The sequence below is a fragment of the Streptomyces maremycinicus genome (assembly GCF_001184025.1).
Lineage (GTDB): Bacteria > Actinomycetota > Actinomycetes > Streptomycetales > Streptomycetaceae > Streptomyces > Streptomyces maremycinicus.
Window position 1 is genome coordinate 202,631 of record NZ_BBYG01000008.1, and the last position, 15,050, is coordinate 217,680.

The 15,050-nt window shown below is 71.2% G+C and carries 16 protein-coding genes; 14 read left to right on the forward strand and 2 right to left on the reverse strand.

All coding sequences use genetic code 11. The features are described 5' to 3' along the window. The first annotated feature begins 35 nt into the window (after positions 1-35). The 13 genes from AOQ37_RS00970 to AOQ37_RS01030 all read left to right on the forward strand — a co-directional run bounded on the left by AOQ37_RS00970 (position 36) and on the right by AOQ37_RS01030 (position 12,509). Positions 36-443: an NADH-quinone oxidoreductase subunit A gene (locus AOQ37_RS00970; RefSeq protein WP_062640179.1), complete on the forward strand. Its 408-nt coding sequence runs from the start codon at positions 36-38 to the stop codon at positions 441-443. Continuing rightward, positions 434-1,162, forward strand: a complete 729-nt coding sequence (locus AOQ37_RS00975; RefSeq protein ID WP_234436760.1) for an NADH-quinone oxidoreductase subunit B — start codon at positions 434-436, stop codon at positions 1,160-1,162. Before AOQ37_RS00970 ends, AOQ37_RS00975 begins: the two co-directional genes overlap by 10 nt. Beyond that, complete coding sequence (locus tag AOQ37_RS00980; protein WP_062640182.1) at positions 1,159-2,625, forward strand: NADH-quinone oxidoreductase subunit C; 1,467 nt, start codon at positions 1,159-1,161, stop codon at positions 2,623-2,625. Before AOQ37_RS00975 ends, AOQ37_RS00980 begins: the two co-directional genes overlap by 4 nt. Beyond that, entirely contained in the window at positions 2,622-3,590 is a 969-nt protein-coding gene (locus AOQ37_RS00985; RefSeq protein ID WP_062640184.1) for a complex I subunit 1/NuoH family protein, read from the forward strand. The genes AOQ37_RS00980 and AOQ37_RS00985 overlap by 4 nt, the downstream gene beginning before the upstream one ends. After that, positions 3,590-4,174 carry a NuoI/complex I 23 kDa subunit family protein gene (locus AOQ37_RS00990; protein WP_062640186.1) on the forward strand — a complete coding sequence of 195 codons (585 nt, stop codon included), beginning with the start codon at positions 3,590-3,592 and terminating at the stop codon, positions 4,172-4,174. Before AOQ37_RS00985 ends, AOQ37_RS00990 begins: the two co-directional genes overlap by 1 nt. Beyond that, complete coding sequence (locus tag AOQ37_RS00995) at positions 4,171-4,830, forward strand: NADH-quinone oxidoreductase subunit J family protein (RefSeq protein WP_062640188.1); 660 nt, start codon at positions 4,171-4,173, stop codon at positions 4,828-4,830. Before AOQ37_RS00990 ends, AOQ37_RS00995 begins: the two co-directional genes overlap by 4 nt. Beyond that, complete coding sequence (gene nuoK / locus AOQ37_RS01000) at positions 4,830-5,231, forward strand: NADH-quinone oxidoreductase subunit NuoK (protein WP_062640190.1); 402 nt, start codon at positions 4,830-4,832, stop codon at positions 5,229-5,231. The genes AOQ37_RS00995 and nuoK overlap by 1 nt, the downstream gene beginning before the upstream one ends. Continuing rightward, positions 5,228-7,222 carry an NADH-quinone oxidoreductase subunit 5 family protein gene (locus AOQ37_RS01005; RefSeq protein WP_062640192.1) on the forward strand — a complete coding sequence of 665 codons (1,995 nt, stop codon included), beginning with the start codon at positions 5,228-5,230 and terminating at the stop codon, positions 7,220-7,222. Before nuoK ends, AOQ37_RS01005 begins: the two co-directional genes overlap by 4 nt. A gap of 6 nt (positions 7,223-7,228) precedes the next feature. Continuing rightward, complete coding sequence (locus AOQ37_RS01010) at positions 7,229-8,827, forward strand: NADH-quinone oxidoreductase subunit M (RefSeq protein ID WP_062640194.1); 1,599 nt, start codon at positions 7,229-7,231, stop codon at positions 8,825-8,827. Then, positions 8,824-10,371, forward strand: a complete 1,548-nt coding sequence (locus AOQ37_RS01015) for an NADH-quinone oxidoreductase subunit N (RefSeq protein WP_062640197.1) — start codon at positions 8,824-8,826, stop codon at positions 10,369-10,371. Before AOQ37_RS01010 ends, AOQ37_RS01015 begins: the two co-directional genes overlap by 4 nt. Positions 10,372-10,572: 201 nt before the next feature. Further along, positions 10,573-11,436: a zinc metalloprotease HtpX gene (gene htpX, locus AOQ37_RS01020; RefSeq protein WP_062640199.1), complete on the forward strand. Its 864-nt coding sequence runs from the start codon at positions 10,573-10,575 to the stop codon at positions 11,434-11,436. Next, positions 11,433-11,825 (forward strand): YccF domain-containing protein, encoded by a 393-nt coding sequence (locus AOQ37_RS01025; protein WP_062640201.1) that lies wholly within the window; start codon positions 11,433-11,435, stop codon positions 11,823-11,825. Before htpX ends, AOQ37_RS01025 begins: the two co-directional genes overlap by 4 nt. 111 nt (positions 11,826-11,936) lie before the next feature. Beyond that, positions 11,937-12,509 (forward strand): SMI1/KNR4 family protein, encoded by a 573-nt coding sequence (locus tag AOQ37_RS01030; protein WP_062640203.1) that lies wholly within the window; start codon positions 11,937-11,939, stop codon positions 12,507-12,509. A 161-nt stretch (positions 12,510-12,670) separates the two neighbouring features. On the opposite strand, the gene AOQ37_RS01035 is transcribed toward AOQ37_RS01030, so the two are convergent. Further along, the gene (locus AOQ37_RS01035; RefSeq protein ID WP_062640205.1) at positions 12,671-13,924 is read right to left on the reverse strand and encodes an APC family permease; all 1,254 of its coding nucleotides are present in this window, start codon (positions 13,922-13,924) and stop codon (positions 12,671-12,673) included. Positions 13,925-14,202: 278 nt separating this feature from the next. Here AOQ37_RS01035 and AOQ37_RS01040 point away from each other — a divergent pair, with 278 nt between their 5' ends. Next, positions 14,203-14,469 (forward strand): GlsB/YeaQ/YmgE family stress response membrane protein, encoded by a 267-nt coding sequence (locus AOQ37_RS01040; protein WP_062640207.1) that lies wholly within the window; start codon positions 14,203-14,205, stop codon positions 14,467-14,469. Positions 14,470-14,537: 68 nt separating this feature from the next. Here the strand turns inward: AOQ37_RS01040 and AOQ37_RS01045 are convergent, their stop codons facing one another. Continuing rightward, positions 14,538-15,026: a YajQ family cyclic di-GMP-binding protein gene (locus tag AOQ37_RS01045; RefSeq protein ID WP_062640209.1), complete on the reverse strand. Its 489-nt coding sequence runs from the start codon at positions 15,024-15,026 to the stop codon at positions 14,538-14,540. Positions 15,027-15,050 lie beyond the last annotated feature (24 nt).

Sequence of the window (15,050 nt, forward strand, 5' to 3'; positions counted from 1 at the left end):
TCGAAGAGACTGAGGTCAGGGAGCGAGGGACGGGCGTGCGGGAACGGACCGTCGATGTCGCGGCACAATTCGCGGCGGACTACTTCCAGTCCTACTCCGTCGTCGGGCTGCTCGCCGTCGTCGGCGTGCTGTTCGTCGCCGTGGCGTTCGGCGCCGGGCATCTCCTGCGCCCGGTGGTCCCCACCCCGGAGAAGCTCCTGACGTACGAGTGCGGCGTCGACCCCGTGGGCGAGGGCTGGGCCCACACCCAGGTCCGCTACTACGTCTACGCCTTCCTCTACGTGATCTTCGCGGTCGACTCGATCTTCCTCTTCCCCTGGGCGACGGTCTTCGCGGCCCCCGGCTACGGCGCGACCACGCTCGTGGAGATGTTCATCTTCCTCGGCTTCCTGGCCGTGGGCCTGCTGTACGCCTACAAGAAGGGCGTCCTGACATGGACGTGACGCCGAAAGTGCACACACCGGAACAGCCCGGCCGACCGGACCAGCCGCAACAGCCGCAACAGCCGGAACAGCTCGAGCGAGTGCCCTCGGAACCGGTTCCGCTGCCGGAGCCGAAGCGTCTGGGCACCCTCGCCCGCCTGGCCCCGGAGCCGATGAAGGTGATCCTGAACTGGGGACGCCGCTACTCGCTCTGGGTCTTCAACTTCGGCCTCGCCTGCTGCGCGATCGAGTTCATCGCCGCGTCGATGGCCCGCCACGACTTCATCCGTCTCGGTGTCATCCCCTTCGCGCCGGGACCCCGCCAGGCCGACCTGATGGTCGTCTCCGGCACGGTCACGGACAAGATGGCCCCGGCCGTGAAGCGCCTCTACGAGCAGATGCCCGAGCCGAAGTACGTCATCTCCTTCGGCGCGTGCAGCAACTGCGGCGGCCCCTACTGGGACTCTTACTCGGTGACGAAGGGCGTCGACCAGATCATCCCGGTGGACGTCTACGTGCCGGGCTGCCCGCCGCGCCCGGAGGCGCTTCTCCAGGGCATCCTCAAGCTCCAGGAGAAGATCGCCCGGGAGTCCCTGCACGAGCGTTACGGCCCGACCCCGTCCCGCCCTGCCGTCTCCCGCCCCTCGCCGGCAGCCCTTCAGAGCGACCTGGTGCGGCCCCCGGCCACCGGGTCCCCGGCGGCGCCGTCCACGGACGCGGGTCCGGAGGAGGGCCGATGACCACGATCGGCTGGCTCCCCGCCCCCGCCGAGGAGCTCTTCGGTCCGCAGGCCACGGCCGAGGAGTCCTACGACGTCCTGACGGTCGACGTCCCGCCGGCCTCCTGGACCGACGCCCTGCGCATCGCCCGCGACCGCCTCACCTGCACCTACTTCGACTGGCTCAGCGCGGTCGACGAACCCGGAACGGGCTTTCGCGTCTCGGCGCACGTGGTGGCCCTGTCCCCGGTACGGCGCCTGCTGCTCCGCACGACGATCCCGCACGAGGCGCCGGCCCTCGCCTCCGCCGTCGACGTCTACGCAGGCGCGGCCTGGCACGAACGCGAGACGCACGAGATGTTCGGCGTCACCTTCACGGGCCACCCCGCCCTGAACCACCTCCTCCTCCCGGAGACCTTCGAGGGCCACCCCCTGCGCAAGGACTTCGTCCTGGCCGCCCGCGTCGCCAAGGCCTGGCCCGGCGCGAAGGAGCCGGGGGAGTCCGAGCACGGCGGGCCCAAGCGCCGCCAGATGCTCCCCCCGGGCGTCCCCGACCCCAACGAATGGGGCCCCCTGAAGGGCCAACTCCCGCCCGCCCCGGCCCGCCCGGCCCGAGCGGCGGCGGGACGCACGGCAGGCGACCGCCCGGTCCGCCGCGCCCGTACGGCATCGGAAGGCTCGGCGAGCCAACCGCCCTCCCCGCCCACAGAAACCCCACCGACCCCCTCCACTTCCCCAGCCTCTCCGGCAACTCCGGCCTCCCCGCCCCCCTCGGCCCCGGCGACCTCCTCGGCTCCGGCGGCGCCTGCCGGGCCTCGCCGCGCCCGAAGCGCCAGCGCCGGCTCGGCGTCCCAGCGGGCGAGCGCCACGGAATCGCCGGCCCCCGCGGCAACCGAGCCCTCCGCCACAGAGCCCGCCGGAACCAGCCCCGCCGGAACCAGCCCCGCCGCGCCGACGGAGCCGACGGCCCCCGAGCCGACGACCCCGCAGCCCCCGGCAGGACCGCGTCGCGCCCGCAGCGCCTCCCAGGGCTCGGCCTCCCAGCGCACCCGGCCCCCGACGTCACCACCCGACACCCCGGCCCGCCCCTCCACGGCCCCCCGCAGCTCCGACGCTCCGTGGCACCACGCCCGCCCGGCCTTCGACGAGCCCCAGCAACCCGCGGAGCCCAGCGAGCAACGGCAACCGGCGGATGAGCAAGCCCCGGAGTCGAGCCCGAAGCCGAGCCGGGAGTCGGAGTCAGGCCAGCAGCAAGATCTGCGCCCGAAGCCGAGCCAGGAGCCGGACAACGAGTCGGATCAGCAGCCGGAGCCGGGCCAGAGGCCGGAGCGGGACGACAAACCGACGCCGGACGCGAAGTCCCAGCCCGACCAGGAGCCGGACCGGAAGCCCGAGCCGGACCGGAAGCCCGAGCCCGACCGGAAGCCCGAGCCCGACCAGAAGCCCGAACCGAACCCCGAGGACCCGAAAGGAGGCCCGCAGTGAATGACGTTCTCGACGTCGCCCTGCGACTCCTGGTCGTCTTCGTCGTCTTCCTCACCTTCCCCCTGATCGTCGGTCAGACCGAGCACAAGGTGATGGCCCATATGCAGGGCCGCCTGGGGCCGATGTACGCGGGCGGCTTCCACGGCTGGGCCCAGCTCGTCGCGGACGGCGTCAAGTTCGTGCAGAAGGAGGACATCGTCCCCGCGGGCGCGGACCGCCGTATCTTCCAGCTCGCGCCCGCCGTGGCCCTCCTCCCGTACCTCCTGGTCCTCCTCGCCATCCCCATCAGCCCGGGTGAAGGCGCCGTCGGCCAGGTCGTGGACGCGGGCATCTTCTTCGTGCTCGCCGTGATGGGCGTCGGTGTGCTCGGCTCCCTCATGGCCGGCTGGGCCAGTGCCAACAAGTTCTCCCTCCTCGGCGGCCTGCGCACCGCCGCCCAGCTCCTCGCCTACGAACTCCCGATGCTGCTCACCGCCGCCTCGGTGGCGATGGCGGCCGGCACGGTCTCGCTGCCCGGCATCGTCGACGCCTTCGAGTGGTGGTGGCTGCCCTGGCAGATCGTCGGCGCGATCGTCTTCTTCGTCGCCGGTCTCGCCGAACTACAGCGGCCCCCCTTCGACATGCCGGTCGCCGACTCGGAGATCATCTTCGGCGCGTACACCGAGTACACCGGCCTGCGTTTCGCCCTGTTCCTCCTCGCCGAGTACGCCGGAATCGTCGTCCTGTGCGGCCTGACCACCGTCCTCTTCCTGGGCGGCTGGCACGGACCCTGGGGCGCCGACGGCCTCGGCTGGGTCTGGACCCTCCTCAAGGCGGCCGTCCTCGCCTTCGTCGTGATCTGGCTCCGCGTCACCTACCCCCGCCTGCGCGAGGACCAGCTTCAGAAGCTCTCCTGGACCCTCCTCGTTCCCCTCTCCCTCGCACAGATCGCCCTCACCGGCATCGTCAAGGTGGTGATCCGGTAATGGCCCCCATCCCCGGCAGCGGCCTCGCCAAGGGTCTGGCCGTCACCCTGCGCACGATGACGCGCAAGACCGTCACCGAGCAGTACCCGGACGCCCAACCGGAGCTCCCGCCCCGTACCCGTGGCGTCATCGGCCTGTTCGAGGAGAACTGCACGGTCTGCATGCTCTGCGCCCGTGAGTGCCCCGACTGGTGCATCTACATCGACTCCCACAAGGAGACGGTCCCGCCCGCCGCCCCGGGAGGCCGCGAGCGCAGCCGCAACGTCCTCGACCGCTTCGCCATCGACTTCGCCCTGTGCATGTACTGCGGTATCTGCATCGAGGTCTGTCCTTTCGACGCGCTGTTCTGGTCACCGGAGTTCGAGTACGCCGAGACCGACATCCACGAACTCACCCACGAACGCGACAAGCTCCGCGAGTGGATGTGGACCGTCCCGGCCCCACCCGCCCTCGACCCCGCCGCCGAGGAGCCGAAGGAAGTCGCGGCCGCCCGCAAGACGGCCGAGAAGCTGGCGACAGCGCAGGCCGGGCCGAACGCCCCCCAGGCGGCCGAGCCGAACACACCCCAGGGAGGAGAATCGTGACCCTTGCTCAGGCACCCCACGGCTTTCTCTCCCCGACCGGCGTCGAGATCGCCTTCCTGCTCGTCGGACTGGTCACCTTCGGCGCCGCCCTCGTCACCGTGACCACCAGGCAACTGGTGCACGCCGCCCTGTGGCTCGTGGTCACCCTCGGTGGCCTCGCCGTCGAGTACCTCCTGCTCACCGCCGAGTTCATCGCCTGGGTGCAGGTCCTCATCTACGTCGGTTCCGTCGTCGTGCTCCTCCTCTTCGGCCTGATGCTCACCAAGGCCCCCATCGGCCGCTCCCCGGACGCGGACTCCGGCAACCGCTGGGCCGCTCTCACGGTCGCCGTCGCCGCGGCGGCCGCGCTCGTCTGGGTGGTCGTCGACGCCTTCCGCGCCACCTGGATCGATCTGGACGGGCCGGCCGCCGGCTCCACCGAGGCCACGGGCGCGAGCCTCTTCCAGAACTGGGTCCTTCCCTTCGAGGCCCTGTCCGTCCTTCTCCTCGCGGCACTGGTCGGCGCGATCGTCCTGTCCCGCAGGGCGAAGGCGGAGTCGAGCTCTCCCCCTATGAACTCCCGGGCCGCCACCAAGAGTTCCCGAACCGTCACAGAGAGTTCCCTTCCTGTTCCGGACTCCCGCGAGAACCCGGCCGAGCAGGAAGGCACCCGCTGATGCACCTCGCCTATCCCGCCGTCCTGTCGGCCCTCCTCTTCTGCACCGGCCTGTACGGCGTCCTCGCCCGCCGCAACGCGATCCTCGTCCTGATGTCCGTCGAGCTGATGCTCAACGCCGTCAACCTCAACCTGGTCGCCTTCGACGTCTGGCTGAGCAGGACCGCCGAGGACACCCTGCACTCCGGCCAGGCCCTGACCCTGTTCACCATCGCCATCGCCGCCGCCGAGATCGGCATCGGCCTGGCGATCGTCCTCGCCGTCCACCGCAACCGAGGCACCGCGGACATCGACCGCCTCCGTGACACCGCCGAGGGCCACGAGAGCCCCGCGGCCGACGGCCCCGACAGCGACACCCCCGCGACCGGAACGGCCGCCGAGAAGGCTGAGGCCAGCGCGTGACCACGACCACCCTCGCCGTCCTCGTCCCCCTTCTCCCGTTCCTGGGCGCGGCCGCCGGACTGCTCCTGGGCCACACCGCTCCCGGCTTCGTGCGCCCGCTCGCCGTGCTGCCGACCCTCGCCGCGCTGGTCCTGGCCGCGATCGTCGCCGTACGCCAGGGCGGAGACGCCACCGTCACGGCGGCCACCGAACTGACCCCCACCGGCTCGGTCCCGATCGAACTGGCGCTGTACATCGACGGCTTCGCCGCCCTCGTCGCCGTCCTGGTCGGCCTCGTCGCCACCTGCGTGCAGATCTACTCGACCGGCTACCTGCGCGAGGACCCGCGCTACCCCTCGTACGCCGCGCTCGTCTCCCTCTTCACCTCCGCGATGTTCCTGGTCGTCTACTCCGGCGACCTGATCGTGCTGCTGGTCGGCTGGGAAGTCATGGGCATCTGCTCCTACTTCCTGGTCGGCCACTACTGGGAGACCCCGGAGGCCCGCGCCGCCTCCCTCAAGGCCTTCCTCGTCACCAAACTCGGAGACGTCCCCTTCCTCATCGGCCTGTTCGCCCTGGCCACCGACGCCGGGTCCTTCCGGATCACACGGGTCCTCGCCACCGTCGCCCACGGCGGACTCGACCACCCCACGCTCGTCGCCCTGCTGCTCCTCGCGGGCGTGGCCGGCAAGTCCGCGCAGTTCCCCCTGCACACCTGGCTCCCGGACGCCATGGCGGGCCCCACACCCGTCTCCGCGCTGATCCACGCCGCGACGATGGTCGCCGCCGGCGTCTACTTCATCGCCCGTCTCCTCCCGGTCTTCGAGGCCTCCTCGGCCGCGATGGTGACCCTGGCCGTGATGGCCGCCGTCACCATGGTCGGCTCGGGCCTGGCCGCCCTCGCCCAGGACGACATCAAGCGGGTCCTCGCCTACTCGACGATCGGCCAGCTCGGCTACATGACCGGTGCTCTCGCCGTCGGCGACCGCGGTGCCGCCGTCTTCCACCTCCTGTCGCACGGCGCCTTCAAGGCGCTGCTGTTCCTCGCGGCCGGCGTGATCATCCACGCCTCCGGCACCAACTCGCTCGCCGCCATGTCCCGCATGAGCCACCTGCGCGACCGCATCCCCGACGCCTACTGGACGATGACCGTGGCGCTGCTCGCGCTCGCCGCGATCCCGCCGTTCAGCGGCTTCTTCTCCAAGGAGTCGGTGCTCGGGGCCGCCGAGCACATCACCGCGGGCCACACCGAGCACGCGCCCGGCGCCACGGGCTGGATCGTCCTCGTCGCCGGCCTGCTCACCGCCCTCCTCACGGCCGCCTACGCGACCCGCCTGTGGCTGCTGGCCTTCCACGGCCGGGGCACCGAGGCCCCCGACCACGGCCGCCAACCCCGCACCATGACCGTGGTGCTGTGGGTCCTGGCCGTCCCGTCCCTCGCCCTCGGCGGGCTCGCCTACCGCTCCCTTCCCGACTGGTTCGACGGCAACGACCTCGCCCCGACCCTCACCACGTCCGTCCTCGGCACGGGTGTGGCCCTGGCCGGCGGACTGGTCACGTACGCCGCCTGGCGCCATCTCACCGGGCTGGCCGCCCGCGTACCCCTGGGCGCGGTCGCCGCCCATCCCGAGGGCGACGCGGGACTCGTCGAGGCCGAGGCGATCGCGACGCACGCGCCGGCCTACGGAGACACGGCCTCCGCCCCCGACCCGGCGGACCCCGGCCGGCTCCTGCTCGGCCCGCTGCACCGCCACGCGGCCGTCGGCTTCCACCTCGACGCCGTCTACCGGGCGCTGTTCGTCCGCCCGGTCCAGGCCGGCGCGAGCCTCGTCCGGTTCCTCGACCGCGAGGTCGTCGACACCTACGTACAGGGCGCGGGTGCCCTGCCCCGCTTGCTGGGGGCCGCCGTACGGCGCGCCCAGACCGGCAACCTCCAGACCTATGTGAGCGCGCTGCTCGCCGGCACCGTCGTCCTGGCGGTCGCCGCCCTTCTCGTCGCTTCGGGAGCGTGAGCGGGCGTGATCGATATCAACGAGTCCGTGATGCAGTTTCTTCTGGCGTTCATCGTGGTCGGCCCGCTCCTCGGTGCCGTCGCCGCCCTGCTGCCCGCCCCGCCCGGGCTGAAGGGGAAGTCACCCGAGCAGGCCGTGCTGCGCCACGGCATGACCGTGACCGGCGCGATCCTCGTCGCCGCGATCGTCCTCGCGCTCGGCTTCGACCACGACCATCCGTCGAAGATGCAGGCCACCACGGACATCAGCTGGATCCCCGCACTCGACGTGCGCATCCACCTCGGCATCGACGGCATCTCCCTCCCCCTGCTGGTCCTGACCGCGCTGCTGACCTTCCTCTGCGCGGTGTACTCCTACTTCAAGCGGCAGCAACAGCCGGTCACGGCACTGGCCGCGGAGCCGTCCCCGAAGGCCTTCGTCGCGCTGGTGCTCGTCCTGGAGTCCGGCACCCTCGCCGCCTTCGCCGTCCTGGACCTGCTGCTGTTCTTCCTCGCCTTCGAGATGGTCCTCGTCCCGATGTACTTCCTCATCGCCCGCTGGGGCGGTGCCGGCCGGACCCAGGCCGCCTGGAAGTTCATCCTGTTCACGCTGCTCGGATCCGTGGTCATGCTGCTCGGCCTGCTCCTGATCGGAATCAACGCGGGCACTTTCGACATGGTGGCACTCGCCACTGACAACGGCCGGTCGCTGAGCACATCCGTGCAGGTCATCGCCGTTCTCGCGATCGGGATCGGGCTCGCGGTGAAGACCCCGATGTGGCCGCTGCACAGCTGGCTGCCCGACGCCCACACCGCCGCCCCGACCGTCGGGTCGGTCCTGCTGGCCGGGGTGCTGCTGAAGATGGGCACGTACGGGTTCGTCCGTATCCTGCTGCCCGTCGCGCCGGACGGCTTCCGGACCTTCGCGCCCTACCTCGCCGCCTTCGCCGTCGTCGGGATCGTCTACGGCTCGCTGGCCTGCCTGGCCCTCGCCAAACAGGGCGCGAAGGGCGACCTCAAACGCCTGATCGCCTACTCCTCCGTCGGGCACATGGGCTTCGTCCTCCTCGGCATCGCGACCATGACCCCGACCGGTGTGAACGGCGCCCTCTTCGCCAACATCGCCCACGGCCTCATCACCGGCCTTCTGTTCTTCCTGGTCGGAGCGCTGAAGGACCGCACCGGCACCACCGACCTGGACACCCTCGCCGAGCAGACCGGCGCCGCGCTGTACGGCAGGACGCCCCGTCTCGGCGGCCTCCTCGCCTTCGCGGCCGTCGCCTCGCTCGGCCTGCCCGGCCTCGCCGGCTTCTGGGGCGAGATGCTGGCCCTGTTCGGTGCCTTCGACCCCGCCGACGACCTCAGCCGCCCCGCCTTCCTCACCTTCATGGCGATCGCCGCGTTCGGCACCCTGCTGACGGCCGCGTACCTGCTCGTCGTGGTCCGCCGCGTGTGTATGGGTGTCGTCCCGCAGGACGCCCCTCGCCTCGCCGACGTGCAGACCTACGAGTTCGCTGCCTGGTCCCCTCTCGTCGCCCTCACCGTCGTCGCCGGCCTGTGGCCGAAGGCCCTCCTCGGGCTGACCGATCCGGCCGTGCAGCAGCTCCTCGCAGGAGGCACCCGATGAGCGCCCCGACCCAGTCCGCGCTCCAGCCCGTGGCCCAGCCCCTGGCCGAGTCGGTCGTCCAGTCCGTCGACTGGTGGGCCATCGCGCCGCCCACCCTCGCGGCGGTCGTCGCCCTCGTCGTCCTCGTCGCCGACCTCTTCGTCGGCGACGCCCGCAAGCCGCTCCTCGGATGGCTGTCGGTCGCGGGACTGGCCGCCTCCACGGCCCTCCTCCTGCCCCTCCTGGACGGCGACCGCGCCACCTTCTGCCTGACCGGCGACACGCGCGTGTGCAGCTACACGGCGGACCGCTTCACCCTCGTCATCCAGTTCCTGGTGCTCGGGGGAGCGCTCCTGGCGGCCCTGCTGTCGGTCACCGCCCTGAAGGACGCGCGCGGACGACTCCCCGAAGGCGAGTTCTGGTTCCTGCTGCTGTCCTCCGCGGCGGGCGCCGCCCTGCTGCCCGCATCCCGCGACCTCGCCACCCTCGTCGTCGCGCTGGAGGTCGCCTCCCTGCCCGCCTTCGCCCTCGTCGGCATCCGGCACGGCGACCGCCGGTCCTCCGAGGCGGCCCTGAAGTTCTTCCTGTCGTCCGTCACCGCGACCACCGTCAGCCTCCTGGGCATCAGCTTCGTGTACGCGACGACCGGAACCCTCTACCTCACGCAGGTCGCCGACCGCATCCAGCACGTCGACGGGCGGCTGGACACCCTGGCCCAGACGGGTGTCGTCCTCACCCTCATCGGCTTCGCCTTCAAGACGGCCGCCGTCCCCTTCCACTTCTGGGTCCCCGACACCTACGTCGGCGCCCCCCTGCCCATCGCCGCCTACTTGTCGGTCGTCGGCAAGGCCGTCGGCTTCTCCGGCCTCATCCTGGTCACCGTCATCGGCTTCCCCTCCTACGCCGACGTCTGGGGCCCCGCACTGGCCGTGCTGGCCGCCCTCACCATGACCGTCGGCAACGTCGGCGCCCTCCGCCAGCAAGCCACGCGCGCGTACAGCGCGGTACGCCTGCTCGCCTGGTCCTCCGTGGGCCAGGCCGGCTACCTCCTCGTACCGATCGCCGCCGCCGCGTACACCGACGACGCCGAGCACGCCATCGGCTCCACCGTCGCCTACGCCCTCATGTACGCCGCCGTGAACCTGGGCGCCTTCGCGGTGGCCGCCCTGGTGGGTCGTACCCGCGCGACGAACCGGATCACGGACTACCGGGGCCTCTACGCGAAGAACCCGGCGGCGGCCCTGCTCCTGGCCTTCTTCCTGCTCTGCCTCGCCGGACTGCCGCCGGGCATCATCGGCCTGTTCGCGAAGGTCACCGTCTTCTCGGCAGCCGTCGACGCCGGCCTCGGCTGGCTCGCGGTCGTCATGGCCGTCAACGTGGTGATCGCCCTGTACTACTACCTCCAGTGGACGGCCCTGCTCTTCCGCACGCCCGAAGGCGAGCCCGAGAAGCACCGCGTCCCCGCCCCGCTCACCGCCGCGATCACGCTCACCGCGGCCCTCGGAATCGCCCTGTCCGGAGCACCCCAGCTGGTCCTGCGCTTCACCGACACCGGCCTCTTCTGAGCCCGCACGCGCGCGGATGCCCTCGTCCTCACCCGGACGGCCCACACCCGTGCCCGCAGGCACAAGGGAACTAGTGCCTCCCGCCTGGCGTTGACCAGTACGGGAAGGTGCACTGGATGTGACACCACGGCACCATCCACCGCACACGAGCAAGATCCGCAAGCAAAGGGTTCCCCTGCTGCACGACTTGGAGGGCGTACCGTGCACCGCCGGCACAACGGGCTCAGGACCGCAGTACTCCTCGGGGGACTGTCCGCACTCATCATCGTCATCGGCAGTTTCTTCGGCCGCATGGGGCTGGTCGTCGCGGTCCTGGTCGCACTCGGCACCAACGCGTACGCGTACTGGAACAGCGACAAGCTGGCGCTCCGCGCGATGCGTGCCCGTCCGGTCAGCGAGTTCGAGGCTCCCGCCCTGTACCGGATGGTCCGCGAGCTCTCCACCCAGGCCCGTCAGCCCATGCCCCGGCTGTACATCTCCCCGACGGAGGCACCCAACGCCTTCGCCACCGGCCGAAACCCGCGCAACGCCGCCGTGTGCTGCACGGAAGGCATCCTGCGCCTCCTCGACGAGCGCGAGCTGCGCGGTGTCATCGGCCATGAGCTCAGCCACGTCTACAACCGGGACATCCTCATCTCCTCGGTCGCCGGCGCGCTCGCCTCCGTGATCATGTTCCTGGTCAACTTCGCCTGGCTGATCCCGATCGGCCGCTCGGACGACGACGACGGTCCCGGCATCCTCGGCATGCTCCTGATCATGATCCTCGGCCCGCTCGCCGCCAGCGTCATCCAACTCGCCATCAGCCGCTCCCGGGAGTACGAGGCGGACTCGTCGGGCGCACAGCTCACCGGCGACCCGCTGGCCCTCGCGAGCGCGCTGCGCAAACTGGAGACGGGCACCAAGCAGCTTCCGCTTCCCCCGGAGCCCCGCATCGAGACCGCGAGCCACATGATGATCGCGAATCCCTTCCGCCCGGGCCAGGGACTCTCCAAGATGTTCTCGACGCACCCGCCGATGGCGGACCGTATCGCCCGGCTCGAGAAAATGGCAGGTCGCCACCAGTGAAGACCATCCTGAACGTCATCTGGCTGATCCTGAGCGGATTCTGGCTGTTCCTCGCCTACCTGGCCGCGGGAGTGCTGCTCTGCATCACGATCATCGGCATTCCCTTCGGCATCGCCGCGTTCCGCATCGGCGTCTACGCCCTCTGGCCCTTCGGCTACACGACGATCGAGCGCCGTGACGCGGGCGCGCCCTCCTGCCTCGGCAACGTGCTCTGGCTGGTCCTCGCCGGCTGGTGGCTGGCCATCGGGCACATCGTCACCGGCCTCCTGCTCTGCCTCACCATCATCGGCATCCCGTTCGGCATCGCGAACTTCAAGCTGATCCCGGTCTCGCTGTTCCCGTTGGGCCGCGAAATCGTGCCCACGGACGAGCCGTTCGCGGCGCGCTGACGACGGCCCGAGTCCGGGTTCGCCCGTCGTCCGCGGCCCGTCGGTTGTCCACAAGCCGCGGGTTGTCCACAGGCCGGCCCGGCTGTCAGTGGCGGCCTGCATCATGAACACATGACCGAGAACGAGCAGTTGTGGGAAAGAGTGGCGGCCAAGGCGGCCACCACCCGCCCCTGGGGTTGGCCCTCGCTCCCCGATCCCGTGGACGCGGCCACCCTGGCCCGTGCCGAGGCCGTCCTCGGCTTCCGTCTGCCGCCGCTGCTCGCCGACCTCTACCTGCGTATAGGGGACGGCGGATTCGGCCCGGAGTACGGCCTGTTGCCCCTGCTCGACAACTCTCCGGCCGGTGAGCCCTCCGCGGTCACCCAGTACCTCGCCAACCGCGCGAGCGGCCGCGAGGATCCCGACTGGCCCTGGCCCGAGGGCGTCCTGCCGATATCCCACTGGGGCTGCGCGATGTACGCGTGCGTGGACTGCCACTCCCCGCAGGCGACGGTATTGCTCTTCGAGCCGAATCCCGGCGACCCCGATCACGCCTGGTTCGTCGACGCCCCCAGCCTCACCGCCTGGCTGCACGCCTGGCTCGACGGCAGGGGCTGGTACGACACGCCGGGCGACGACCTGGAATCGACCCCCTGGACCGAGTTCCGCATACGCACGGCGGCGCCCGCTACGACGGCGCCGTAGCGGCCCGCCGTCACGCACCGGCCGCCCGGGCAGGCACCCACCGCCCGGGCAGGCACTCGCAGCCTGGCATGCACCAGCCGCCCGTGCAGGCACCGTCGCCCGGGCATGCACCGGCTGCCACGGCTCGCGCCCGCCGCCGTCGGTCGCCGCCACCGGAGGGGCTAGCGCGTGCCCGCCCGGCGCCGCCGTACCGCGTACGCCAGCACGCCCACGGCCAGCACCCCCGCACCCACGGCCACCGAGGTCCCCGGCAGCGCGAACGCGAGCACCACACAGCCCAGGAGCCCCACCGCCGGCAGCGCCCGCCGCACCGGCGCCGGATCGAGCGTCCAGGCCGATGCGTTGGCCACCGCGTAGTACGTCAGCACACCGAAGGAGGAGAACCCGATCGCGCCCCGGACGTCCACCGTGGCGGCCAGGACGGCGACCACCGCGCCCACGGCGAGCTCGGCCCGGTGCGGCACCTGGAAGCGCGGATGCACGGCGGCCAGGGCGCCGGGCAGATACCGGTCCCGGGCCATGGCCAGTGTCGTGCGCGAGACGCCCAGGATGAGGGCGAGGAGCGAGCCCAGCGCCGCCACGGCGGCCCCGACGCGTACGACAGGCACCAGCCCGGGCACCCCAGCCGCCCTCACCGCGTCCGCCAACGGCGCCGCGGCCCGCCCGAGATCACCCGGTCCCAGCACGGAAAGGACGGCGACCGCCACACCGGCGTAGACGACCAGGGCGATCCCCAGGGCCAGGGGGATCGCGCGGGGAATGGTGCGTGCCGGGTCACGCACCTCCTCACCCAGGGTCGCGATACGGGCGTACCCGGCGAAGGCGAAGAACAGCAGCCCGGCGGCCGTCAGCACCCCGCCGACACCCCCGGAGACCCCGATGTCCAGCCGCCCGTCGTCGGACGCGTCGGACCCCAGACACACGACCAGCACGGAAGCGAGGACCGCCAGGACCACCGCCACGATCGCCCGCGTCAGCCAGGCCGACTTCTGGATGCCGCCGTAGTTCACCGCGGTGAGCGCCACCACGGCGGCGACCGCCACCGCGTGCGTGTGCGCCGGCCACACGTACGCACCGACCGTCAGAGCCATCGCCGCACAGGAGGCCGTTTTCCCGACCACGAACGACCAGCCCGCCAGATAACCCCAGAAGGCGCCGAGCCGCTCACGCCCGTACACGTACGTGCCGCCCGAGGCCGGATACAGGGCGGCGAGCCGCGCCGACGACATGGCGTTGCAGTACGCGACCAGCGCGGCGAGCGCGAGACCGAGGAGCAGTCCGGAACCCGCGGCCTGTGCGGCGGGGGCGAGTGCCACGAAGACTCCGGCACCGATCATCGAGCCGAGCCCGATGACCACCGCGTCGCCGAGGCCCAGTGTCCGTCGCAGTTCGGCGCGCGATCCGGGCTGTGTCATGGGCCGCACCCTACTGATCTGCGGAACCACGGGGCGACGTCCTGGCGTCGTGCTCATCAACACGACCCGAACCCGCGTGCGACATCAGGACACAGGCCGAACGACACAGGCCGAACGACACCGGCGGAATGACGCCGGTGGTAGAGCACCGGCCGAAGGACGCGGGGCGCGGGGCGCGGGGCGCGGCGCGACGAGCACAGCCCGTCCGGGGTGCGCGAGCGAGCGACATCACAGCGCCCGGACAGTGCGGGCACAGCGCGGAAGGGCAGGTTCAGGGCATGAGCATCATCAGCTTGATCATCCTGGGGTTGTTGGCCGGAGTCATCGCCAAGGTCCTGCTGCCGGGGCGCGACCCGGGCGGCTTCATCGGCACGACCCTCATCGGTGTCGCGGGCGCGTTCATCGGCGGCTGGATATCGGCCCGCTGGCTGGACCATCCCATCACCAAGGACTTCTACGACGGCGCGACCTGGGCCGCCGCGATCGGCGGTTCGCTGGTGCTGCTCATCGTGTACCGCCTGCTGTTCGGCAACTCGCGCGACTGAGGGTCTTCGCCGCGGGCCCGGCAAGGAGGGTGGGCGTCCGACGGGCGCCCACCCCCGCGCGCGGCCGGCTACCGGTAGTTCACGAACTGAAGGGCGAAGTCGAAGTCCTGGCCCTTGAGCAGGCTGATGACGGTCTGGAGGTCGTCGCGGCTCTTGGAGCTGACACGGAGTTCCTCGCCCTGCACCTGGGCCTTCACGCCCTTGGGGCCCTCGTCGCGGATGAGCTTCGCGACCTTCTTCGCGTTGTCCTGGGAGATGCCTTCCTTGATCTCCGCGAAGAGCTTGTACTCCTTGCCGGAGAGCTGGGGCTCGCCCGCGTCCAGCGCCTTGAGCGAGATCCCGCGCTTGATCAGCTTGGACTGGAAGACGTCGAGGACGGCGTTCACCCGGTCCTCGGAGTTCGCCTCCATCAGGATCTTGTCACCGGACCACGAGATCGAGGCACCGACGCCCTTGAAGTCGTAGCGCTGTGAGATCTCCTTGGCGGCCTGGTTGAGGGCGTTGTCGACCTCCTGCCGCTCGACCTTCGAGACGATGTCGAAACTGGAGTCGGCCATGTCCTGTGGCTCCTTGTATCGGGG